19 protein-coding genes and 2 tRNA genes are annotated in these 21,609 nt (G+C 41.1%); 7 read left to right on the top strand and 14 right to left on the bottom strand.

The features are described 5' to 3' along the window. Positions 1-177: 177 nt before the first annotated feature. The 5 genes from ACWPW6_RS03030 to ACWPW6_RS03010 all read right to left on the bottom strand — a co-directional run bounded on the left by ACWPW6_RS03030 (position 178) and on the right by ACWPW6_RS03010 (position 5,906). Positions 178-960 carry a TatD family hydrolase gene (locus ACWPW6_RS03030; protein ID WP_163860670.1) on the bottom strand — a complete coding sequence of 261 codons (783 nt, stop codon included), beginning with the start codon at positions 958-960 and terminating at the stop codon, positions 178-180. Next, positions 953-2,107 (bottom strand): patatin-like phospholipase family protein, encoded by a 1,155-nt coding sequence (locus ACWPW6_RS03025; RefSeq protein ID WP_154622162.1) that lies wholly within the window; start codon positions 2,105-2,107, stop codon positions 953-955. Before ACWPW6_RS03025 ends, ACWPW6_RS03030 begins: the two co-directional genes overlap by 8 nt. 205 nt (positions 2,108-2,312) lie before the next feature. Continuing rightward, positions 2,313-2,723, bottom strand: a complete 411-nt coding sequence (locus ACWPW6_RS03020) for a BON domain-containing protein (protein ID WP_154622163.1) — start codon at positions 2,721-2,723, stop codon at positions 2,313-2,315. 287 nt (positions 2,724-3,010) lie between these two features. Next, positions 3,011-4,600: a peptide chain release factor 3 gene (gene prfC, locus ACWPW6_RS03015; RefSeq protein ID WP_249999820.1), complete on the bottom strand. Its 1,590-nt coding sequence runs from the start codon at positions 4,598-4,600 to the stop codon at positions 3,011-3,013. Positions 4,601-4,838: 238 nt separating this feature from the next. Continuing rightward, positions 4,839-5,906, bottom strand: a complete 1,068-nt coding sequence (locus ACWPW6_RS03010; RefSeq protein WP_154622166.1) for a tartrate dehydrogenase — start codon at positions 5,904-5,906, stop codon at positions 4,839-4,841. 107 nt (positions 5,907-6,013) lie between these two features. Here ACWPW6_RS03010 and ACWPW6_RS03005 point away from each other — a divergent pair, with 107 nt between their 5' ends. Together ACWPW6_RS03005 and ACWPW6_RS03000 are read left to right on the top strand one after the other, a co-directional pair. Next, positions 6,014-6,937 (top strand): LysR substrate-binding domain-containing protein, encoded by a 924-nt coding sequence (locus ACWPW6_RS03005; protein ID WP_154622167.1) that lies wholly within the window; start codon positions 6,014-6,016, stop codon positions 6,935-6,937. 25 nt (positions 6,938-6,962) lie between these two features. After that, positions 6,963-7,859, top strand: coding sequence for a helix-turn-helix domain-containing protein (locus ACWPW6_RS03000; protein WP_154622168.1), 897 nt, complete (start codon positions 6,963-6,965; stop codon positions 7,857-7,859). 44 nt (positions 7,860-7,903) lie between these two features. On the opposite strand, the gene ACWPW6_RS02995 is transcribed toward ACWPW6_RS03000, so the two are convergent. The 3 genes from ACWPW6_RS02995 to ACWPW6_RS02985 are packed head-to-tail and all read right to left on the bottom strand — an operon-like array spanning position 7,904 to position 11,488. Next, the gene (locus ACWPW6_RS02995; protein ID WP_249999815.1) at positions 7,904-8,857 is read right to left on the bottom strand and encodes a PDR/VanB family oxidoreductase; all 954 of its coding nucleotides are present in this window, start codon (positions 8,855-8,857) and stop codon (positions 7,904-7,906) included. Positions 8,858-8,886: 29 nt separating this feature from the next. Next, positions 8,887-10,335, bottom strand: coding sequence for an NAD-dependent succinate-semialdehyde dehydrogenase (locus ACWPW6_RS02990; protein WP_154622170.1), 1,449 nt, complete (start codon positions 10,333-10,335; stop codon positions 8,887-8,889). A gap of 25 nt (positions 10,336-10,360) precedes the next feature. After that, positions 10,361-11,488: an aromatic ring-hydroxylating oxygenase subunit alpha gene (locus ACWPW6_RS02985; RefSeq protein WP_154622171.1), complete on the bottom strand. Its 1,128-nt coding sequence runs from the start codon at positions 11,486-11,488 to the stop codon at positions 10,361-10,363. Between the two features lie 288 nt (positions 11,489-11,776). On the opposite strand from ACWPW6_RS02985, the gene ACWPW6_RS02980 reads away from it, so the two are divergent. Continuing rightward, positions 11,777-13,345, top strand: coding sequence for a BCCT family transporter (locus tag ACWPW6_RS02980; RefSeq protein WP_196713777.1), 1,569 nt, complete (start codon positions 11,777-11,779; stop codon positions 13,343-13,345). A gap of 192 nt (positions 13,346-13,537) precedes the next feature. Next, entirely contained in the window at positions 13,538-14,590 is a 1,053-nt protein-coding gene (locus tag ACWPW6_RS02975; protein WP_154622772.1) for a hypothetical protein, read from the top strand. Between the two features lie 69 nt (positions 14,591-14,659). On the opposite strand, the gene rimI is transcribed toward ACWPW6_RS02975, so the two are convergent. Together rimI and ACWPW6_RS02965 are read right to left on the bottom strand one after the other, a co-directional pair. Next, positions 14,660-15,112, bottom strand: a complete 453-nt coding sequence (rimI, locus tag ACWPW6_RS02970; RefSeq protein ID WP_454209272.1) for a ribosomal protein S18-alanine N-acetyltransferase — start codon at positions 15,110-15,112, stop codon at positions 14,660-14,662. Then, complete coding sequence (locus tag ACWPW6_RS02965; RefSeq protein WP_154622774.1) at positions 15,081-15,491, bottom strand: DNA polymerase III subunit psi; 411 nt, start codon at positions 15,489-15,491, stop codon at positions 15,081-15,083. The genes rimI and ACWPW6_RS02965 overlap by 32 nt, the downstream gene beginning before the upstream one ends. 195 nt (positions 15,492-15,686) lie before the next feature. On the opposite strand from ACWPW6_RS02965, the gene rsmC reads away from it, so the two are divergent. The 3 genes from rsmC (at position 15,687) to ACWPW6_RS02950 (ending at position 17,089) form a co-directional block, all read left to right on the top strand. Then, on the top strand, positions 15,687-16,700 hold the full coding sequence (gene rsmC / locus ACWPW6_RS02960) for a 16S rRNA (guanine(1207)-N(2))-methyltransferase RsmC (protein ID WP_154622775.1): 1,014 nt from the start codon (positions 15,687-15,689) through the stop codon (positions 16,698-16,700). Positions 16,701-16,852: 152 nt separating this feature from the next. Further along, positions 16,853-16,938 (top strand) — tRNA-Leu (locus ACWPW6_RS02955). Between the two features lie 65 nt (positions 16,939-17,003). After that, positions 17,004-17,089: transfer RNA gene (locus ACWPW6_RS02950), tRNA-Leu, on the top strand. Between the two features lie 96 nt (positions 17,090-17,185). Here the strand turns inward: ACWPW6_RS02950 and ACWPW6_RS02945 are convergent. From ACWPW6_RS02945 to phoA, 4 genes are all read right to left on the bottom strand, one after another. Next, positions 17,186-17,446 carry a DUF1435 family protein gene (locus ACWPW6_RS02945; RefSeq protein WP_154622776.1) on the bottom strand — a complete coding sequence of 87 codons (261 nt, stop codon included), beginning with the start codon at positions 17,444-17,446 and terminating at the stop codon, positions 17,186-17,188. 111 nt (positions 17,447-17,557) lie between these two features. Next, positions 17,558-18,091 carry a GNAT family N-acetyltransferase gene (locus ACWPW6_RS02940; RefSeq protein ID WP_154622777.1) on the bottom strand — a complete coding sequence of 178 codons (534 nt, stop codon included), beginning with the start codon at positions 18,089-18,091 and terminating at the stop codon, positions 17,558-17,560. Beyond that, a complete protein-coding gene (locus ACWPW6_RS02935) occupies positions 18,075-19,727 on the bottom strand; it encodes a Na/Pi cotransporter family protein (RefSeq protein WP_154622778.1) in 1,653 nt (550 codons plus the stop codon). The genes ACWPW6_RS02940 and ACWPW6_RS02935 overlap by 17 nt, the downstream gene beginning before the upstream one ends. A gap of 410 nt (positions 19,728-20,137) precedes the next feature. Beyond that, complete coding sequence (phoA, locus tag ACWPW6_RS02930) at positions 20,138-21,577, bottom strand: alkaline phosphatase (protein WP_154622779.1); 1,440 nt, start codon at positions 21,575-21,577, stop codon at positions 20,138-20,140. Between the last annotated feature and the right edge of the window lie 32 nt (positions 21,578-21,609).

The raw sequence follows: 21,609 nt of genomic DNA, 5'->3' as shown, positions 1-21,609 counted from the left end.
TCACAAATACATAGTGTAATAAGTAACAAAAATTCAATTCTTGTGATTGAAATCACATTTAGTTATCGACATAATCTGAAAAGCACAAAAAGAGAGAATAATGAGGTGAAAAAATGCAGGGAATAAGCTAGCCATATAAAACCCACCTCTCATAAAAACAGTGAATGCATCTGGCTTTTATTTGAACAGATTAAATAATGATAGGCTATTTATGTAAAGTTGCTGCGCAATTTCATCGGGACTTTCGTGGCGTAGTTCACATAACGACTGAAAAATCTGTTGAATACGCTCAGGACGATTTGGCTCACCTTGAAAGCCAGACACAGGCATATCTGGGGCATCGGTTTCAAATACCAATGAGGTTAGGGGTAATTTGGCGATCGCTTGACGTGTTTTATTTGCTCTTTCATAAGTAATGGTACCGCCAACACCAATGAAATAGCCTAATTTAATAAATGCTTGAGCTTGTGATAGGCTGCCTGCAAAACCATGAATAACACCGCATGCAGGTACAGGGTAGCGACGTAACAATGCAGCCAGCGGGTCATGACTTTTACGCGAATGTAAGATGACCGGCAGATCAAACTGCTTAGCTAATTTTAGTTGGGCGATTAACACTTGCTGCTGTAAATCAAACAACGGTTCTTGCATATAGAGATCAAGACCAATCTCGCCAACAGCAACACACTTAGCATGATTCTGTTGTAAATAACCTATCATTGTCTCCATATGTTGTTCTTGAAAGAGATTCAAGTACAGAGGATGAAAGCCAATAGCCGCATGCAGCTGTGAGTATCGCTGAGCTAAATGCCAAACTCGCTCAAAATTATCAACACTGACCGCCGGAATAATAATATCCGTAACCCCTGCCTTTTCCGCTAAGCAGAGGCTTTCATCAATCGCACCAACAAAAGGTGGAAAATCAAAGTGGCAATGGGTATCAATAAATCGGTTAGTCATTTTTTTTATTCAGCGGTTGCTCCGACTCCTCGTTTGCAGCCATCATGGCTCCCGTCATCATCGCCTGTGCCGTATCCGTTGCCTTTTTGGCTTTACGTTGAGCAACTAACTCAACATCATGTTTAGCATCAAAGATCGCTTCCGCGTAATCTTCTGCAATCTGTATTTCTTCATGGGCGGCACTTTCAAAGCTAAAGCGATTTAATCCATTGTTATTCATTGTAAAGCAATGGCCTAATGCAGCAATAAAGTAGCGCCCACAGCGACGCCCTAAATGATAGTCCTGATTAAGCGCTGACAACCGGCTCCCTAATGCACTACTTTTTAGTGGCGTGGAAGGATAGATTTCAAAAATCTGTAAGTCTCCCGGTGGGTTTTCAATAAACTCCTGTGTTCGGCGATAGCTTTTTAGATGAACTTTTAGCATAGCAGCCATTCGCTGTAAGCCATATTTTTCACCCTCCAGCCAACGCGTCATTCTCTTCACCCATTCGGGGGTAAAATACATCTGAGAAGGAACAGTACGGATCACCACAATCGTATCAGCGCCACGACGGTATGCTTCTTCAACAGGGATCGCCGCACTAATCCCTCCATCATGATAGAGAGTGCCTTCAAATTCGACGCCCATCCGATAAAAACCCGGAATAGCACTAGAAGCTCGAATGATATCTAACCATGTATCAGCGTTAGGTTTCAAAAATTCGGCTTCAAAGTCATCACTACGGCTGGCTCCCATATAGAATTCGCGCCCCGCTTCCATCAATTCAATCCCAGATTTGATCTGTAATGGAAGCTCTTTCGAGGTGCTTTCAACCAGCCAATCTAAATCAATAAGATGACCACCTCGAATAAAACGTAAGGGATTAAAAAAGAGTGGGCTTGTTGTATAACGGGTAATAACCCGCCGAGCGTAGCCATATTGACCACAAATATACGCAGAAAGGTTTTGCGCCCCTGCCGAAGTACCAATCATGATATCAAATGGATTAAAGCCTGTTTTTAAGAACTCATCCAATACACCTGCGGTGAAAATACCACGTTGACCGCCTCCCTCACAAATAAGGGCAGTCTTACCTTTATTGAGTTCATCGTAAAAAGCTAAAGGTTCAATGCTGCCAAGTGTCACTGATACATGTTTTCCCATATATGTCTCCTGACAGATCCTCTCTGCATCCCAATACTGCAATACACTTCGGCACTATCGCTAATTAAATCAATTTATACTTATCAATAATACAAAAACTGAACCTCACCAAGAGATCCAGTTTTCGACTATTAGCGAATAATGTTAGCGGATTAATGAACTCAATAGACGACTATTTGAGTGATTTACGCCAATTATATATCCATTAATTTGCTACGACTAAACCGTTTTGTACCGATTTTACACCATTAACCCTTGATACGACTTGTACAACCTTATCAATCTGGTCAGCGGATTTGACAAAACCAGAAAGGTAAACAACCCCTTTGACGGTTTTCACTGAAATAGAATTACTGTCTATGCCACTGGTTGTCAGTAGCTTACTTTTGACCTGAGCAGTGATAGAGGAGTCATCCATGTAGTTATCGGCACTATTCACACCACTAGAAATCGCTTCACTGGTGTCTTTTCCTGCTATATCTGCCGTTTTCACCGCGCTATCCCACGTTTCAGAGGCCTGCTCTTTTAATGGAGAGTTTGCTGATGAACTACATGCAAACAGAGCACCACTTAATCCAATGACAATGAAAGAACGTAACAGTGCTAAATTTTTCATCGGAACCTTCCTTATCGACTCTACTGCGATTTTAAATATTGAAATAAAAGCATTATCGTCAAATATGGCAGACAAGCCATTAAATCAATTAACGACACTTATATTACAATTGATAACTATAGACTATGGGAAAAACACCTTTAAATAAAGTAGATAAACGTAAAAGGCAGAGCAATCTGCAATATTTAGATAAAAAAACAGGAGAGTATTCGAAAATAGATGCTTAGTTTGGGAAAACCCACTACAAAAAAAGGCATTTTCGTAGTGGGCTGAGCGATTAGGAAAAATTAATGCTCGCGAGTTTTACGGAATTTTACATCTGGGTAGCGTTCGCTGGTCAGATTGAGGTTTACCATTGTGGGTGCGATATAAGAAAGGTTATCGCCGCCATCAAGTGCGAGGTTTTGCTCATTCTTACGCTTAAATTCCTCAAATTTCTTCGCATCATCACACTCGACCCAACGCGCTGTTGATACGTTGACCGCCTCATAGATAGCTTCAACGTTGTATTCGCTTTTTAAGCGTGCAACAACAACGTCAAACTGCAACACACCGACAGCCCCAACGATTAAATCGTTATTGGTTAGCGGACGGAAAACCTGAACAGCACCTTCTTCAGATAGCTGGACTAAGCCTTTTAGCAGCTGTTTTTGCTTTAATGGATCACGCAGACGAATACGACGGAATAATTCAGGTGCAAAGTTTGGAATACCGGTAAATTTCAGATCTTCACCTTGTGTAAAAGTATCACCAATTTGAATCGTTCCATGATTATGCAAACCAATAATGTCACCTGCATAAGCGTTTTCAACATGTGAACGATCACCCGCCATAAAGGTCAATGCATCCGAAATGACGACATCTTTTTTAATGCGTACCTGACGCAACTTCATGCCTTTTTCATAAGTACCTGAAACAATACGCATGAAAGCCACGCGGTCACGATGTTTTGGATCCATATTAGCCTGAATTTTGAAGACGAAACCTGTAAATTTCTCTTCGGTCGCTTCAACTTTACGCACATCTGTTTGACGAGGCTGAGGGGCTGGCGCCCATTGCACTAAGCCATCAAGCATATGGTCAACACCAAAGTTACCCAATGCAGTACCAAAGAAGACTGGGGTTAACTCACCCTCCAAGAAAGCCTCATGCTCAAATTCATGAGAAGCCCCTTTTACCAGCTCTAACTCATCACGTAATTGAGCCGCCAGCTCATCACCGACCACTTTATCTAATTCAGGATTATCTAGCCCTTTAATAATACGGACTTCTTGGATGGTATGGCCCTGACCTGTTTGATATAAGATGGTTTCATCACGTAAGAGGTGATAAACGCCTTTAAATAATTTACCGCAACCAATAGGCCATGTGATTGGACAACACGCGATATTCAGTTCATTTTCAACTTCATCCATCAATTCCATTGGATCGCGAATATCACGGTCAAGTTTATTCATAAAAGTCAGGATAGGCGTATCACGTAGACGCGTCACTTCCATCAATTTACGTGTTCTATCCTCAACCCCTTTACCTGAATCAATGACCATCAAGCAGCAGTCAACCGCCGTCAATGTACGGTAGGTATCTTCAGAGAAGTCTTCATGGCCTGGCGTATCCAGTAAGTTAACTAAACAATCATGATAAGGAAATTGCATCACCGACGTTGTAATCGAAATACCACGTTGCTTTTCCATTTCCATCCAGTCTGACTTGGCGTGTTGGTTTGAGCCACGACCTTTTACCGTCCCTGCACGCTGGATAGCTTGTCCAAACAGTAATACTTTTTCAGTAATGGTGGTTTTACCTGCGTCAGGGTGAGAAATAATTGCAAATGTCCTGCGCGCGTTGACTTCATGTAGAAAATTCTGATCTGCCATTTAACCGTTCTTTTTTGTCTGAATACAGATTTGTACATGCATTAGGAGAGGCAATAGGTGGCTCTTAGCTCAGCAAATCCGTCTTGTTAATCGAAATTGGCGGCTATTTTCTCAGATCTTGGGGTTATAAACAATCAAAGCCTGACATCATCAACCTAGGTTGGCAAATCCCTAGGCTGACGTGAACAGGTGTAAACAAGATAGTGCGATAACGCTCAGCCACATTATAAGGATAAGGCTAATTCGCTAAAATCATTTCAGCGATGGCTTGCCCGAGTTGTTGCGTACTCGCGCTACCGCCCATATCTCGAGTTAAATGGCGACGCTCTTTTATCACTGTTTCCACTGCATGCATGATGGTATCGTGCATGTGTGGGCAGTCCAAATGTTGCATCATCATCGCCGCGGCCCAAATCGTCCCGATAGGATTAGCAATATTTTTACCCGCAATATCCGGCGCTGAGCCATGAACAGGCTCAAACATTGATGGGAACTGTTTTTCAGGGTTAATATTCGCTGAAGGTGCAATAGCAATTGTGCCAGTGCAAGCAGGTCCTAAGTCAGACAAAATATCCCCAAACAAATTGGAACCAACCACCACATCATAAAATTCAGGCATCCTCACCAAATTCGCGGCAAAAATATCAATATGAAACTGATCGACTTTAACGTCAGGATAGTGTTTTGACATCGCAGCGAAACGACTATCCCAATACGGCATGGAGTGAAACAAACCGTTTGACTTAGTCGCTGAGCTTAAATGCTTTTTCTCCCGTGATTGTGCCAGTTCAAAGGCATATTTTAATATCCGGTCAGTGCCTTTACGGGTAAAAATACTTTGCTGGGATACGACTTCATCTTCCGTGCCTTCATATTGAATTCCCCCAATAGCGGAGTATTCGCCTTCCACGTTTTCACGTACCACATAAAAATCGATATCACCCGGTTTTTTACCCGCTAAAGGCGACTGAATTCCTTCAAATAGGCGTACGGGGCGTAAATTAACGTACTGGTTAAATGCGCGGCGAATAGGCAATAACAATCCCCAAAGTGAAATATGGTCAGGCACCCCCGGAAAGCCTACAGCCCCTAGAAAAATAGCATCAAATTTTTTTAATTGCTCTAAACCATCTTCAGGCATCATACGCCCTGTGCGATGATAGGTTTCACAAGACCAGTCGAAATGGGTAAAGTTAAATGAGATTTGATGCTTACTGGCGGCCGCTTCTAATACTTTTAATCCTTCAGGAATAACTTCAGTTCCAATTCCATCCCCAGGAATGACCGCAATATTAAATTGTGACATGGCACGAATCTCCCACAACAGTGATTTTATCAGCGAGTAAGATCACCAGTTTATGAGTTGCTGTGATAAAGTATAGCGTCGAAGTGTAATCTTTGGGTTTACAAACTATGAACAAGCTACCTGCATTGGAAGACATTAAAGTTTTTGTGACCGTCGCTCGGTTGATGAGTTTTTCACGGGCCGCAGAACAACTGCTTGTTTCACCCGCTTATGTCTCTAAACGCATCAAATTACTCGAAGAAAATCTAGGGCACCCTTTATTTCTCCGTGCGGCTCGCTCAATCAATTTAACCCATGAAGGACGCATTGTCCTGAAAAGTGGAGAAATACTCCTACAAGAACTCAATGACATGCACAATGAACTAAAAGCTTGTCGAGAAGAGATCCGCGGTGAATTAAGAGTAAGTTGTAGCACTGGATTTGGTAGCGCCTACCTAAACCCGTTTATTTTGTCATTACGCGCTCACTATCCCTTATTGGGTATCGATCTGACATTAACTGATCGTTCTATTGATATAATTAGTGAAAACATTGACTTGGATATCTGTATTGGCGGCATCATTCCTGAACATTTCATCGCGAAACGTATTGCGAAAAACACACGTATTCTTTGTGCTGCCCCCTCTTATTTAAAAAAATATCGTTGCCCAAATCACCCTCAAGAATTAGAAAAACAACATTTTTGTATTACGATTAAAGAACGCAATCAGGCACCTTCTCAGTGGAAACTACAACATCAAACAGAAAGTATGACAGTAACGCCGAATAGTAAGCTGATGGTGAATAATGGTGACGTTGCAAAACAGTGGTGTATTGGTGGTGAAGGCATCTTATTACGCTCTCTATGGAGTGTCTTACCAGAGCTCCAAAATGAACAATTAATCCGTGTACTGCCTCAATGGAGTCAGCCTGCCGACGTGTACGCGGTTTATTCACGAACAGTGCGAAATAACGCCAATTTACGGGTTTTTATTGAAAATTTAGAACAATATTTATCAAAGCATTTACCGAGTCAATTTCAGGATGAATGAATCAATAAAAGGTGGACATGAGCCGATGACAGACACGCAAACATTTGGACAACGTTTGCTGGCCTTATTGAAACAACAAAAAATGAGCCAGTTAAAAGCCGCTGAAACACTAGGTGTTTCTCGGACAGCCGTCAATAAATGGACAAAAGGCGGTATGATTGATGAGAACAACCTTGAAAAATTAGCTCAGTTGCTGAATGTCGATAAAATATGGCTCAAGTATGGTTATGTCAACCACGCACCGGCAGCAAGCCATCCTACAATTGCACGTAATATCAATGAAGTACATCTTCAAGAATCCACCGAAATTGTCACTTGGGAGTGGGACTTACTGACGGGCGAACTCAATTATTCTGATAATGTTGAAGATGTTTATGGCATCAAAATCACCACCAATGATGACTTTTGGGCACTAATGAACCAAGAATCAAAAGATAAACTCGTGAGTGGTTACTCAAAAATTATTCGCGAGGGCGGTGCTCATGAGATGGATTTTAAAATTGCATGGGATGATCAATATCGCTGGATCACATCGCGCGCAACGGGTGTGAAAGGCCCCAATGGTAAAGTCACTAAATTAGTTGGTATTAGTCTTGATAATACCGAACGTAAAAATACTGAACTCAGATTACGTAAAATCAAATGCTATTTTGATGTGCTATTGGCCCACTTTGACCATCTGGTCGTCTTTACGGATAAAGCAGGTGAAATATTAGCCAGTAATCTTGAAAGTCAGAATACGGATATCGATTATTTAGAGCTACAACGCTTACTCTATCAATTAGCCATCAATCACAAATCATGGCTAGAAGGCATCTATCATAAAGGCAGTGATCATATTCATTTTCAAGGAAAACATATCAGCGCCGCTTATCATCTGGATAATGAACAACAACCTTTTCTGATGTTCCAGCTCAAATAATAGAAAACAGCCCCATGTTGGGGCTGCCTAGTCGATAAAAAAGCTTATAAATCTAACACTAGCCGTTTAGTTTTAGCGCGAGAAACGCATAACATCATGGTCTTTTGCTGTGCGCGTTCATCATCGTCAAGATAATGGTCCCGATGATCCGCTTCCCCTTCTAAAATAGCCGTTTCGCAAGTCCCACATACACCATTACGGCACAGACACTCTACCTGAATGCGTTTATCTGCCTCGATTGCCTGTAAGATTGACGTCCCTTCGTTAATCATCAAGCTAAAACCAGAACGTTGAAAATAAACTTCAAATGCATCACCTTCACTAGCGACTTCACCAAAGTTTTCGAAATGTACTTTAGATTCACCTAAATGCGCATAACCGTGTTCAATGACCGCATTAATCAAGGTTTCAGGCCCACAAACATAAATATGGCTATTCTCAGGCTGTGCTTGTACCAACTGTTCTACTGATAAACGCTTGCCCTGACTGTTATCATAAAGATAAAGACGTTCTCCAATGCGTTGTTGAAGCAGTTCCACAAACGCCGCCGTCTTTTGATCGCGAAAACAGTAATGCAATTCAAAATCCAGTCCCATTTTTTCTAATTCATATAAATAGGATAAAAATGGGGTAATACCAATTCCACCAGCAATTAAGATATGTTTACAGGAACTGTCACCGACCAGTGAGAAATAATTTTCAGCGGGCGATAAATATAGTGAATCCCCCTCAAACAGTTGCTCGTGCATATACGCCGAGCCCCCTTTCGAGTTCTCATCACGCAATACTGAGATACAGTAGTGATGAGGGTTATTAGGATCACTGATTAATGAATAAGCACGCTTTAGCCCCTTTTCTTCATTCATATGTACTGTGATATGGCTTCCCGCACTAAAAGGTTCGAACACGCTATCTTTTGCCGCAAATTCGAACAGCTTAATGGTTGGGGTGAGCTGCTCTATGCGGCTAACCGTCACGGCAATTTTTTGCTGGCTCATCACAATTCCCTCTTTCACTTAATTACTGGCTAAGCAATATCAATACACAAATATTTCACGGTGAGATAATCCTCAATACCATAGCGAGAACCCTCCTTGCCTAAACCTGACTGCTTAACACCACCAAATGGTGCAACCTCATTCGAGATCATGCCTGTGTTAATCCCAACCATGCCACTTTGTAGCTTTTCAGCGACACGATAGACACGACCAATATCTTTTGAAAAGAAATAAGCAGCCAAGCCATAAATCGTCGCATTCGCTCGACGAATAACTTCATCTTCATCATGAAAACGGATCATGGCAGCAATAGGACCAAAGATTTCCTCATGCACAATATCCATAGAATCATCAACATCCACCAATACTTTCGGGTTAATAAAATGACCTTGTTCGGCAATTTCATTACCTAATGTCAGTTTCCGTGCGCCTTTTGCGATAGCGTCGTCGACTAATGCATGCATGCCTTCAATAGCACGAGATGTAATCATAGGCCCGATATCAGTGCCTTCATCTAGGCCATTACCAACACGTAACTGGCTCACTTTAGCGACAAACTTTGTGAGAAACTGTTCGTAAATCGCATCATGGATATAGAAACGATTCACACAAACACATGTTTGCCCACCATTACGGAACTTAGCCTGTATTGCGCTACTGACAGCTTTATCGATATCAGCATCATCAAACACAATAAACGGCGCATTCCCACCCAATTCTAAGGACGTCTTTTTAATGGTTGATGCACACTGCTCATACAGCTGGCGCCCAACCTGTGTTGAACCGGTAAAAGAGAATTTACTGATTAACGGGTGCCGTGTGAGTAATTCGCCTAAAACACGAGACTCCCCTGTAACAACATTAAAAACACCAGCAGGGATCCCCGCTTGTGCTGCTAATTCAGCGAGGGCTAATGCCGTAAACGGCGTTTCGCTAGCAGGCTTGATAAGCATGCTACACCCCGCAGCCAGTGCAGGCGCAGCTTTACGCGTGATCATCGCAGCAGGAAAATTCCACGGAGTGATAGCACTACATACACCAATAGGCTGCTTGATAGTTAAAATTCGATTGCTCGTGACCGTTTGTGGGATTGTCTCGCCATAAACTCGTTTCCCCTCCTCGGCAAACCATTCTATAAATGAAGCCGCATAGCGAATTTCACCTTTCGCCTCATTGAAAGGTTTACCCTGCTCTAAAGTCATCAGCAAACCTAAATCATCAACGTTAGCTTCTATTAAAGTAAACCAACGATGTAGAATAATAGAACGCTGTTTTGCTGTCAGTTTACTCCAACTGAGCATCCCTTCATGGGCTTGAATGATCGCATCATTGACCTGTTCAACCGAAAGGCTGGGAATAGTTCCCAGCACAGACTGATCTACAGGGTTTGTGACCGTTAGCGTTTTAGCGCTATCTACCCACTGACCATTGATATAGCAGGACTGACGGAACAAAGCGGGATTACTTAACCTATTCATGTATTATTCCCCTGATCGGCCTGCTTTACTCAGTATGCGCAGTCGCAATTAACTTATGGAAGTGCGCGACGCCGTGTTCACTGATGCCACTACGCTGCCTATCTGCCATAATCCGGCCTTGTCCGCGATAACCACGAGAACGTAATCCTTTTTGTACGCTTTCAACTAAACGCAAATCTTCCGGACGGAAAACGGTGCGATACCATTCAATTAAATTTTTCTGATATTCCGTCAGCTCTTCATTTAAGAAATAAATATCATAATGTTGTAAGGTTTCACCCGCATTGGCTGGGAATTCATAAATAACGGTCATGAAATCGCCACCTGGAGGCATATTGAACATGGTGCTTGGCCAAATCCAAAACCCGAAGAAACGCGGATTAACGACCGATTCATCGAACTGATAAGAAGACTCAGAAGGCTTAGCTTTACCAATTTGTACAGTCCAGTTCTCATTCAATTGGTGTTCGTACACATTGACGTCAACAGAACTGGCGAAACTCACATGGTTCGTAGGGCAGTGATAACACTCAATATAGTTATCAACAATCGTTTTCCAGTTAGCAGGTGTATGACTGACAAAACGAGCAGCTAACTTGAGATCACGGATCACTGAACAGGCTTCTTCCATTTTCTCCGCTAACCCAGGTAATTGCTCCTCGATGGGTTGAGGTTCACCTTCAGTCAAGTTGATATAAATAAAACCTGCATGCTCAACAACATGAAAGCTACTTAATGTCATTGCATCTGCATCAAAATTATTAACATTCTCGCAGTTTGTTGCATGAGCCAACTGGCCATCTAATTTGAATGCCCAAGCGTGATAAGGGCAAGTGATCACATTCTTCATTTTACCGCTTTCACCACTGATCAATTGGTGACCGCGGTGTGGGCATACATTATAGAAGCCACGCAAAACATCATCACGCCCACGAACAATAACAAGACTTTCGCCAATCAACTGACGAGTGATGTAGGCATTTTTCTCTTTGACTTCACTACAATGAGCGACACACACCCAAGAGTTAGCAAAGATATTTTCTTTTTCGAATTCAAATACGTCATCGGAAGTGTAATAACGTGCAGGGATAGTCCATGCATTATCAATATCAAGGTGATCATTAATCGAAATGACTTTTTTTGCATTGCTCATAACTACCTCACTTATGTAAACTTATAGTTAACATTATTTTTTGAGGATGTTAATCCAGATCTCAATAATGATCAAACAAAATATTACACCTCTCCTCGAATAATTTTATTAATTACTTAAAATCAACAATATAACAAAATCACTCCCAAATATATTGTTAACGCTAGGTTAATTAATTGTTGACCTCACAATGTTTTCATGGATATTCTCTGTAAACCGACAGTAGCATTCCCTGCAACCAACTCTCATTAAAAGACATAAAAAGAAGTGAGCAACTGGAGAAAAGGTATGATGAATAATAAGAAATCTGTATTTTACGTATCGCTCGCCTTTAGCCTGCTATTAATCAGCATAGGCGCGTTTATACCTGACAAACTCGAAGCATTTTCAAATTCCTCTCTGGGTTTTATCTATAACAACTTAGGTTGGTTTATACTCGGAGCCGTCTTTATCTTTTTTAGCTTTTGTATGTACCTTGGTTTTTCAAAGTTTGGTCATATTCGTCTCGGTGATGATAATGACCGCCCTGAATACCGTACGGCAACATGGATAGGCATGCTATTCAGTGCTTCAATAGGTATCAGTCTCGTATTTTGGGGAGTGGCAGAACCCGTTTCCTACTATATAAATCCACCTATTGGAACAGGCTATACTGAACAAGCGGCGAAAACCGCCATGCAATATGTCTATCTACACTGGGGAGTTTCTGCTTGGGCGTGCTATGCATTAGTCGGTGTGTCATTAGCTTTTTTTCAATTTAGGAAAAAACTACCTTCATCTCTTAGCTCTGTTTTCTATCCGCTTATCGGCGACAAAGTCAAAGGGTCTATCGGTAAATGGGTCGATGTCATTGTTGTGTTGTCGATCGTGATTGGGATTGCAACCTCACTAGGCTTTGGCACACTGCAAGTTAACAGCGGAATGAATTACTTGTGGGGAATGCCTGTCAGTATCTGGATACAGATCGCGATCATTGCAGTGGTCACCGTTATTTATATCACGTCAACAATTTCAGGTTTACAAGGTGCCATCAAACACCTATCGAACCTGAATATGTTGTTAGCTTTCGCATTGATGGGATTTATTTTATTTGCCGGCCCAACACAAACCATCTTAAAAGTACTGTTCCAAGGTATTGGTGACTACGCACAAAATTTCGTCAGTATGTCATTTCGCACAGAACCTTATAATGATGGTACGTGGATCGCTAACTGGACTCTGTTTTACTTTGGTTGGTGGATTGCATGGGCACCATTAGTGGGTAGCTTCGTTGCGCGTATTTCTAAAGGCCGCACAATTAAAGAATTTATGATTGGTGCGGTATTCATTCCGGTCCTTGGCTCATTTGCTTGGTTTGCCGTTATGGGAGGATCAGCAATCCATTTGATCCAAAATATGGGGCAAAAAGCGTTAGCAGAGGCAGTAAAAACGGATGTGACTTCGGCCTTCTTCAAGTTTTTAGATTACTTTCCTGCGAGTACTTTCCTGTGCATACTGGCAATGGTTTTAGTCATGGTGTTTTTTATTACTTCAGCAAACTCAGCGGTTTTTGTTCTGGGTATGGTGAGTGAAAATGGAAACCCAAACCCAACTCATATCACCAAAACAATTTGGGGAGTGATTATTGCAGCTATCGCGATTGTGCTGATCATTACAGGTGGCCTATCCGGCTTACAATCGGCATTAGTGGCTACAGCCATTCCACTTTCAATATTAATGCTCATCATGTGCTATTCAACTTACAAAGGGCTTAATGAGGAAATCAAAATAGCAAAAGCAGAAAAAAAATACCGTAAAAAGAATAAAATCATACTCAATCAACCTATTTTACCGACCCCTGAAAAGTTATCAGAATAATATTTCTCATCAGAGAACAAAAAACCACAATGTTAATGTTGTGGTTTTTTTTTATTATTAATCACTAATACATTAAGCGCTCGCAAAAAATCATTATTTTTTTATTATTTCCTAATTAATGATTTGGATAGTCTTCGTTATCAATAAGATCTCTATTGACTTATTAAAATTAATTATAGGAATAATAAGATCATGCCAGAAAACAATCGCCTTAATCGCATCGTTCTCAAAGCAGAAATAGCCAATTTCTTACATGATAAATCCTGCCAACTCGCGCTAAATGGCGGTCCTCAAGCAAAAGGCAGCCAAGGCGCAGCGGAAGAAGTTGCGGTTCAATTATTACCATTATTCAGTGGGCAAGATAAAAAATTAATTAATGATTATATTGATGAAAAAATTCCTTACTTAGTTTTCGAGGGATTAATTCATACTAACATGGATGGAAGCCCAATAACTATTCCAGATAAATTGGCATTTCCAACGCTTCAAGAATTAGAAACCGATATCGAAATTTTAAAATTAGCCTCACAACAACAGATTATTTTAGCGCTCCTTAATGAAACAACCTTTGCGTATGATAAAGAGAACGTCGGAAATATTATTAGAATCGTCGCTAATTTTTATGGTGGCGGTACCGAAAAATTACAGAATGAAGATCCTGATACCAGTTCACATTCTGGTAAGGCGATTGTACCTCATACAGAAGACCCTTATTATTCTGCAATCAAAGTTGTTGATGGGCACTCTCCATCCCCATCGACTCTTGTACTCACCGCTCGATGGAATCCTTTATATGAAACGACAAAAGTGATCTCTATTGAGCGCGCTCTCACCCTGCTGTCATTAGAAGAAATTATTGCATTAACGACTAATAGCTTTGATTTCCGTCCAGCAAAAACAGCCGGTGAAGGCAAGAGCTTAGGTGGTAAACAGGTTCCCATACTCGAACTCAACAAGGATGGAAAATTGAATATGAACTTTAATCCGGAGCGTTTTTCCGTTAACCCATCCGCCTCAGCATTTATTAAAGATACCTACATTAAATTTAATCATATTACCGAAAAGCTCGCGTTTGATGCTGTCGATTTACAGCCATCCAGAATGATTGTTATCAATAATAAAATAAGCCTACACTCTAGAGATATCGTTAAAGATAACCGCAGGACATTAGTAAGAATTTTTGGCTACAGAAAAGGAACTGAATACAATATGGTGAGCCAAGACCCACTGATTGTGAAAAGCTAATATTAGTGATTGTTTACCACGACCTCCATTAGGCCGTGGTTTTATTGAATAAGTCAGCTTTCTTCTAAATTATTCGTCATTAAACAGAGTTAAAGCCAAAATTAATGCGTCTTCGCGTCCTTGTTTTGCAGGATAATAACCTTTACGCACCGTAACTTGATGAAAGCCTAATTTATCATATAGGCGCAATGCAGCTGCATTGGACTCTCGAACTTCAAGCCATAATGTCAAAATACCTTTATCAACTAAATCGGTGATCAGTTGTTCCATCAAAAGACGTCCATAACCTTTCCCTTGATAATCAGGATGAATAGCAATATTAAACAGTGTTGCCTCATCTAGGATACACTGTGTTATTGCAAAACCAACAACCTGATTATTAACGGAAATTTTTATGTTATGATATTTTTCACCTTGGTTGCCATAAAAAACACGTTCAGTCCAAGGAAAATCATGACTTAACTTCTCAATTAAGAACGCAGTAGCAAGATCAGACTGCTTTAGTGCTGAAATTTTCGTCATACTGGTAAATCTGCTCCCATAGTGCCCGTTTAGCGCTATTGCTGGTTGCCAGCTCATCTAATACAGGAGAAATAAAGGTTGTTTTTAACCCTTCTGGATGAGATTGGCTGCCTAATACCCAACAATTTATTGTTATTGGTGTTGGAAGCATCGCCAATTGCTCCGAATTAATACAAACCACATCTGTTGGATACACTTTCATCGCTAAAAAAATATCTTTTAACAGTAGGCTGTTTAAATCGAGGTTCTCATCAGTAATAATAATAAGCTTAGTCGAATCTGGAATTCTTACACCACGTTCACCGCGTAATACAGCAGGGTTTCTCACTACCCATTGAGTGATACCCATTTGATTTAAAAGCTTGTCACGTCGTGCCATTAATTTTATTCCAGTCGCTATATTAACAATCACATCTTATCAAAGCGGATTAATAGCGCCAACATAGCAATGCTATTTCCCCATTTTCTGATAAAGTGTGCGCAAAATAATTCAGTTTATATACCATTTGCATTGCAGCTAGGCGTCAACAACGCGACGGCTCGACGTATGAAGAGTATTTAGGAGATAAAAAGTATGTCACTACTGACACCGGCTAGCGAAGTTATCCAACGCCACCTTGAACATTTTACTGATCGACACGTGATTTTAGCCGGTGATATTCAAGATGAATTTGCTGCAACCTTAGAAGCCGCGAGTGTACGAGTTCTCACTAACCAATATCATCACTGGCAAAACCTAAGTCGCTTAATGGGTGAAAATGCACAATTTGCTGCTATTGCCGATGCGGATTTTATCCAACCTTGTAATACCTTAATTTACTTTTGGCCTAAAAACAAACAAGAAGCCTGTTTTCAACTCGATGATTTATGTACTCACCTCGCAGTGGGCAGTCAGATTTTTATCGTCGGGGAAAATCGTAGTGGCGTAAAAAGTGCCGAATCTATTATGGAAGGTATTGCAACATTACAAAAAATTGACTCGGCAAGACGCTGTGGACTTTATTATGGTGAATTAGAGCACCCAACACACTTTGACATTGCACGTTGGTGGCGTCGCTATGAAGTCGAAGAAGTACAAATTCACGCTTTACCTGGTGTATTCAGCCATAATGAATTAGATATTGGTAGTGACTTACTCCTTTCGACACTTAATGAACCGATTACCGGTAACCTTCTCGATCTCGCTTGTGGTAATGGCGTATTAGCTGCTGTAGTGGGTACTCACAACCCAGATGTTACACTGACCCTAAGTGATGTTAGCGCCGCGGCTATTCGTTCTTCTATTGCAACACTGCAAGCGAATCAACTGAAGGGGAAAGTGATTGCAAGTGACGCTTACTCTGATATTCATGATAAATTTGATTGGATAATCTCCAATCCACCATTCCATGATGGCTTAAATACCAACTATAGCGCGGCTGAAAATATCATTTACCAAGCGCCAAAATACCTAAAGAAAGGGGGGCGTTTCCGTATTGTTGCTAATGCCTTTTTACCTTATCCAGATATGTTAGATAAGGCTTTTGGTAGCCATGAGGTTTTGGCAAAAACAGGAAAATTTAAAGTTTACCAAGCGATTAAACGTTAATTACATTAAGCTTTTTTTACATTACGGCCAATCAATAATTGTTGGCCGTTTTTACATCAAAAAAATAAAAGTGCAATAAAAAATTATTGACGAATGGCAAAATTAGCCTAAAATCCGCTGCGTGCTATTGCGACAAGATAGTGTCTGATATTGCGAGGGTGGCGGAATTGGTAGACGCGCTAGCTTCAGGTGTTAGTGTCCTTCGGACGTGGGGGTTCAAGTCCCCCCTTTCGCACCAGATAGACTCTCTGTTTTAAGGTCCACATTAGACTTAACAACAATAGCTGAGAATTGACAGTACCTGCGAGGGTGGCGGAATTGGTAGACGCGCTAGCTTCAGGTGTTAGTGCCCTTCGGGCGTGGGGGTTCAAGTCCCCCCTTTCGCACCACTGTTAATATCGTTCACCAAGACTCAAAATTGCCCATCTAACTCATCTGCGTGCAATAACAAACGCTTTTGTCATCACCTCTTTTATCCGCCATCACTAAGTATTATGTTGTAATACCAAAGCAATCAAACTACATAACAGTGCAATAACAGCAGGAACAATTAATAAGTGCCGCGAGCCTCGATTAAACAACATTGCCGCGGTCGCCAGCATGGTGACGATAGTGATAATTTTCAGGCTATTTAGCCCCATATTGCTGAGTAGATAAATCACGCTCAACAAAATAACCGCAAAAACACCCCATAACCCTGCGGCAGAGCGGCGTAAATAAGCGCTTTTTGTTACATTTATTGGCATAGCTACCTCAACAATACAAATGATAATGATTATCAATCATATCTTGTTTTTAACAAAAAACAACCGTTTTGTTGAGGAAGTGATACACGTTTAATCGAAACTTAAAATAACTTATTCATCAAATAGATACACAAAATGTATATCTTCAGGCTCTAACGCAAATAATTCAGGATCAGGCCGTTCAAGTAGCTTACATCCCATATATTGGTAAAAATGCACTGTATTTTCAGAAGGTGTTGCTGATACATACAACCCAGCGGCTCCCTTCTCTTTCGCTAGCTCACAACATTGATTAAATAACATTCCACCTAAGCCTTCACCTCGATAGCGATGGCTAACGTGCAAAAATGATAACTGAAGTAAATTATGTTCTTCGCCACGCCAGACGTTATCTAGGCTTGCCGCTGCGATTAGCTCATCTTGGTCATATACACCAATAAACACCGCGCCATTATCATAACTTTCGAGTAAATGTGGCGTATAAGCTTCAGGCTCACCTTCAGGCCAACCTTTCATATCAAAACGTTGTGCCGATAGCACCAACTTTCCATCTTGATGAAGATAGAGATTTTCGATTAATTCTGTTCTATCAATTGACCAAACGGATGGAATTTCATCACGTTGTAACTCACGTATTTTTCTCATTTTCTAAACTCAATTGTTCTTTACGACTCTCTGCTACACCTTCTAAAGCATGGTAGGCGACAGCACAAAATAATGAATTCAACCGTTTCATATCTCCAAGTAGGCTCACATGTAAGTTGCTAGTATCTAAGCTTTGCATATTTTGTTCATGCAACCTTTCCACATGTGCGTAAGCAAAACGCTGGTTAATAAGACGGAAACGATGTTTTGCCCGTCGTAAACGTTTTGCATTATCAATATCGGCTGAAACAAAAACAGACATCCCTAAATTTAAATTAGCTTGCAATCGCTCAAGTAATGAATTCAATTCTTTATAGCCTTCATGAGAAAATGAGCGACGATTATCAATGGACTTTTTGACTAGCTCCGATGTCATGCGATGGATGATAGTCGAAGATTGCTGTAAATTGAAAGCGGTATCAATAATTTCAGCCCAACGCCTTGAATCTTCTTCACTCAATTCACTTTGTTGTAATTGTGCGAGATACAGTTTAATGCTGCTATGTAGCATATCCACTTCTTCTTCCAAGCGGCTGATTTCCCTTTTTTGCTCCTTATTGCCATTCAAGACATCGGTAAAGCGCTGTAACATCACGCCCAGCACATCTCCCATACGCAATGTTTCTCGTACAGCATTGGCGATAGCAAGTGAGGGGGTTTCTAATGCGCTTTTATCTAAATAACGAGGTGCTATTTCTTGCGCCATTGACGGAACAATAGGGATTAATTTATTACATAGCCTCGCCATTGGACCCACAAAGGGTAGCATGACTAAACAGCGAGCTAAGTTATAAAAGACGTGAAAATAGATCACGATTTCGGCTTCATTAAAGCCGTAGTGGCTAATCCATTGTGCAATGGGTTTAACCCAAGGTAGCACGACGGCACAACCAATTAATTTGAATAGTAAGCTCCCAAGGACAACTTGCCGCGAGATCTCATTTTGTCCGCGGCTACTCATCATCGCGAGTAAACCACTACCTATATTGGAGCCAATGACAATACTTAAACTAATGTAGAGTGGTACTAAGCCTGTCGCACTCAACGTGGCTGTTAATAGTACAGCCGCTAAACTGGAGTAGCTCACCATAGCAAATAGTGCGCCCACCAGCAGCGCTAAAACCACATCGCCACTCAACGAGGTAAAGATAGCTTTCACTGCGTCAGCATGAGTAATCGGCTCTGCCGATGCCACAATTAACTGTAGTGCAAGTAAAATTAAGCCTAACCCAATACCAACGCGCCCAATTTGACCCGCCCTATTTTTCTTCTGGCTCAAAAAGGTTGATACCCCGACCAGAATTAACAGAGGCGATAACCAAGAGAGATCAAAAGTTAACACCCTCGCCATTAACGCCGTCCCGACATCGGCACCAAGCATAATAACCATTGCAGGCGTTAATGAAATTAGCCCCTGAGAAACAAAAGAGATCACAAGTAATGCTGTTGCATTACTGCTTTGAACTAATGCGGTGACCCCTACACCAGAAAGAAAGGCGCTTGTTCTTCGATTGACGCTTTTCCCTAAAATTCGGCGTAGATCAGCACCAAAAACCCGCATAATACCGGTACGGACAATATGAGTCCCCCAAACCAGCAATGCGACAGATGATAAAAGATGTAAAAGTGCCAGCATTGAAACCCTATGACGTGATATTTGTTATAGTTAAGACAATGGTGATAAAAACTATATGAGTGTTTTTTAGCGGAAGAAAATAGCCTTCCTCACTCTTGATGGATGAGCTAATTAGATAACTAAAAACATTATCTTATTAAATGAAATCGTACAATCATACCTTGTTTTTATTGTTTTTCAAAAAGTTAACAACAAATTACTCAGTCGTTGTATTGGTGATAGAGCCGTTTAATCTCTCATAATCAGCTCAAACGAACTCAAACACCTAATAATTTTTTATACCTGAATCGATGAATTAACGCAAAACAGTTAATGTAAGAGAGCGTAAATCGAGGGAAAGAAGATAAGACAACAAATAAAAAAACCCTCTACAACTTCCTATCATAGAGGGTTTAGCTTACAGGGTTGGTTTATTGTTTCAATCCCATGGCATCACGCATGGTAAAGAACAAATCGGTTTGGTCAGTCAATCCCATGACGTTAGCAGCATGTGGGCCATATGCTGCAACGCGTAATTGAGTGCCAGTATGCTCCTGCGACTCCGTTTCAGAGTTACCGTAGTTAACGACCATGACGGAACCATCTTTTGTAATCAGAGCTTGAGTCAAGCCAGGTGCTTTAACGCCTTGAGGAACAATTTGGCTAGAGTGAGCATGGTCAGCTGTCACAATAATTAGTGTGTCCCCATGTTTTTTCGCAAACTCTAAACCAACCTGTACGGCCTCATCCAATGCCACTGTTTCACCAATTTGACCACATGGATTCGCGCTATGATTCTTTTTATCGATGGAAGCACTCTCAACCTGTAAGAAGAAACCATTAGGGTTAACTTCTAATAACTCGATCGCTTTTTTAGTCATTTGAGCCAACGTTGGCGCATTTGGATCTAACTTAGAATTCGGTTTACACTCAAGCGGCGGGTTATCAATATTGCCATGATATGTCGCTTTAGGGCCTTCCCAAGCAACAGCCATATTACCGTCATGGAATAGACCTAAAACAGGTTTGTCTTGGTTAGCAACAGTGACTGCATCTAAGGATTTCGCATCACGAACAATATTAAAGCCACGTTCCTTTGCTTGCTCTTCTAAGGTTTTACCTTGGTAATCACCCGCTTTTGCAACTTGTTTAAAGCTCTTCGCACCACCCCCTAACGTGACATCCGCGCGGGTCACCAGTAGTTGCTCAGTGATTGAACCACGACCACCATTCTCTAAGGCATTGGTTGCACATTTTTCAGACGTTTCTTCAGGTCCATAACATTTACGACCTGTCACATGAGAAAATTGTGCAGCAGGTGTCGCGTCTTGCAACTCAGAAGTCGTAACATTACCAGTCGCTTTACCATTACGTTTAGCAATCTCAAGTAAGGTTTCATGGTCTTTACCGAATACATCGACACCTAAGGCGCCATTATAGGTTTTTACACCAGTAGACCATGCCGTTGCAGAAGCAGATGAGTCGGTAACATAGTCAGGTTTTTGTGTTTTTTTACTTAATGCATAGTGAGTATATTGACCCGTGATAGGCAATGCATCAATGCCTTTAAAGAAACCACCTGCGCCTTCTGCATAGTTACGTGCGACGGTAATTTCAGAGTCGCCCATACCATCACCAATAAACAGAATCACGTTTTTCGCTTGCTCGTTATGAAGCGCAGATTTCATAATATCTGTTTGTTCTTGGGTTAAACGACGAGCACCACCAAATTGGGTAACATCACCTTGTGCAGCTCGGTGTTGTAAAGCAGCATCATCTTTAGACGTGGATGCGGAGGCGGGAATAATACTACCAAAAACTATTGAACTTACTGCTACAGCTAGAATCGATTTCATGCAATGATTCATCATAATCATTTCCTTGCCAATAAAAGAAGTTAAAT

Source organism: Providencia sp. Marseille-Q8014 (assembly GCF_965112055.1).
This window is presented reverse-complemented; position numbering and strand designations above follow the sequence as displayed.

Bases quoted from the DNA above. Each gene is read 5' to 3' on its own strand.
- ACWPW6_RS03030 (WP_163860670.1), bottom strand. From the start codon at position 960: ATGACTAACCGATTTATTGATACCCATTGCCACTTTGATTTTCCACCT.
- ACWPW6_RS03025 (WP_154622162.1), bottom strand. From the start codon at position 2,107: ATGGGAAAACATGTATCAGTGACACTTGGCAGCATTGAACCTTTAGCT.
- ACWPW6_RS03020 (WP_154622163.1), bottom strand. From the start codon at position 2,723: ATGAAAAATTTAGCACTGTTACGTTCTTTCATTGTCATTGGATTAAGT.
- prfC (WP_249999820.1), bottom strand. From the start codon at position 4,600: ATGGCAGATCAGAATTTTCTACATGAAGTCAACGCGCGCAGGACATTT.
- ACWPW6_RS03010 (WP_154622166.1), bottom strand. From the start codon at position 5,906: ATGTCACAATTTAATATTGCGGTCATTCCTGGGGATGGAATTGGAACT.
- ACWPW6_RS03005 (WP_154622167.1), top strand. From the start codon at position 6,014: ATGAACAAGCTACCTGCATTGGAAGACATTAAAGTTTTTGTGACCGTC.
- ACWPW6_RS03000 (WP_154622168.1), top strand. From the start codon at position 6,963: ATGACAGACACGCAAACATTTGGACAACGTTTGCTGGCCTTATTGAAA.
- ACWPW6_RS02995 (WP_249999815.1), bottom strand. From the start codon at position 8,857: ATGAGCCAGCAAAAAATTGCCGTGACGGTTAGCCGCATAGAGCAGCTC.
- ACWPW6_RS02990 (WP_154622170.1), bottom strand. From the start codon at position 10,335: ATGAATAGGTTAAGTAATCCCGCTTTGTTCCGTCAGTCCTGCTATATC.
- ACWPW6_RS02985 (WP_154622171.1), bottom strand. From the start codon at position 11,488: ATGAGCAATGCAAAAAAAGTCATTTCGATTAATGATCACCTTGATATT.
- ACWPW6_RS02980 (WP_196713777.1), top strand. From the start codon at position 11,777: ATGATGAATAATAAGAAATCTGTATTTTACGTATCGCTCGCCTTTAGC.
- ACWPW6_RS02975 (WP_154622772.1), top strand. From the start codon at position 13,538: ATGCCAGAAAACAATCGCCTTAATCGCATCGTTCTCAAAGCAGAAATA.
- rimI (WP_454209272.1), bottom strand. From the start codon at position 15,112: ATGACGAAAATTTCAGCACTAAAGCAGTCTGATCTTGCTACTGCGTTC.
- ACWPW6_RS02965 (WP_154622774.1), bottom strand. From the start codon at position 15,491: ATGGCACGACGTGACAAGCTTTTAAATCAAATGGGTATCACTCAATGG.
- rsmC (WP_154622775.1), top strand. From the start codon at position 15,687: ATGTCACTACTGACACCGGCTAGCGAAGTTATCCAACGCCACCTTGAA.
- ACWPW6_RS02945 (WP_154622776.1), bottom strand. From the start codon at position 17,446: ATGCCAATAAATGTAACAAAAAGCGCTTATTTACGCCGCTCTGCCGCA.
- ACWPW6_RS02940 (WP_154622777.1), bottom strand. From the start codon at position 18,091: ATGAGAAAAATACGTGAGTTACAACGTGATGAAATTCCATCCGTTTGG.
- ACWPW6_RS02935 (WP_154622778.1), bottom strand. From the start codon at position 19,727: ATGCTGGCACTTTTACATCTTTTATCATCTGTCGCATTGCTGGTTTGG.
- phoA (WP_154622779.1), bottom strand. From the start codon at position 21,577: ATGATGAATCATTGCATGAAATCGATTCTAGCTGTAGCAGTAAGTTCA.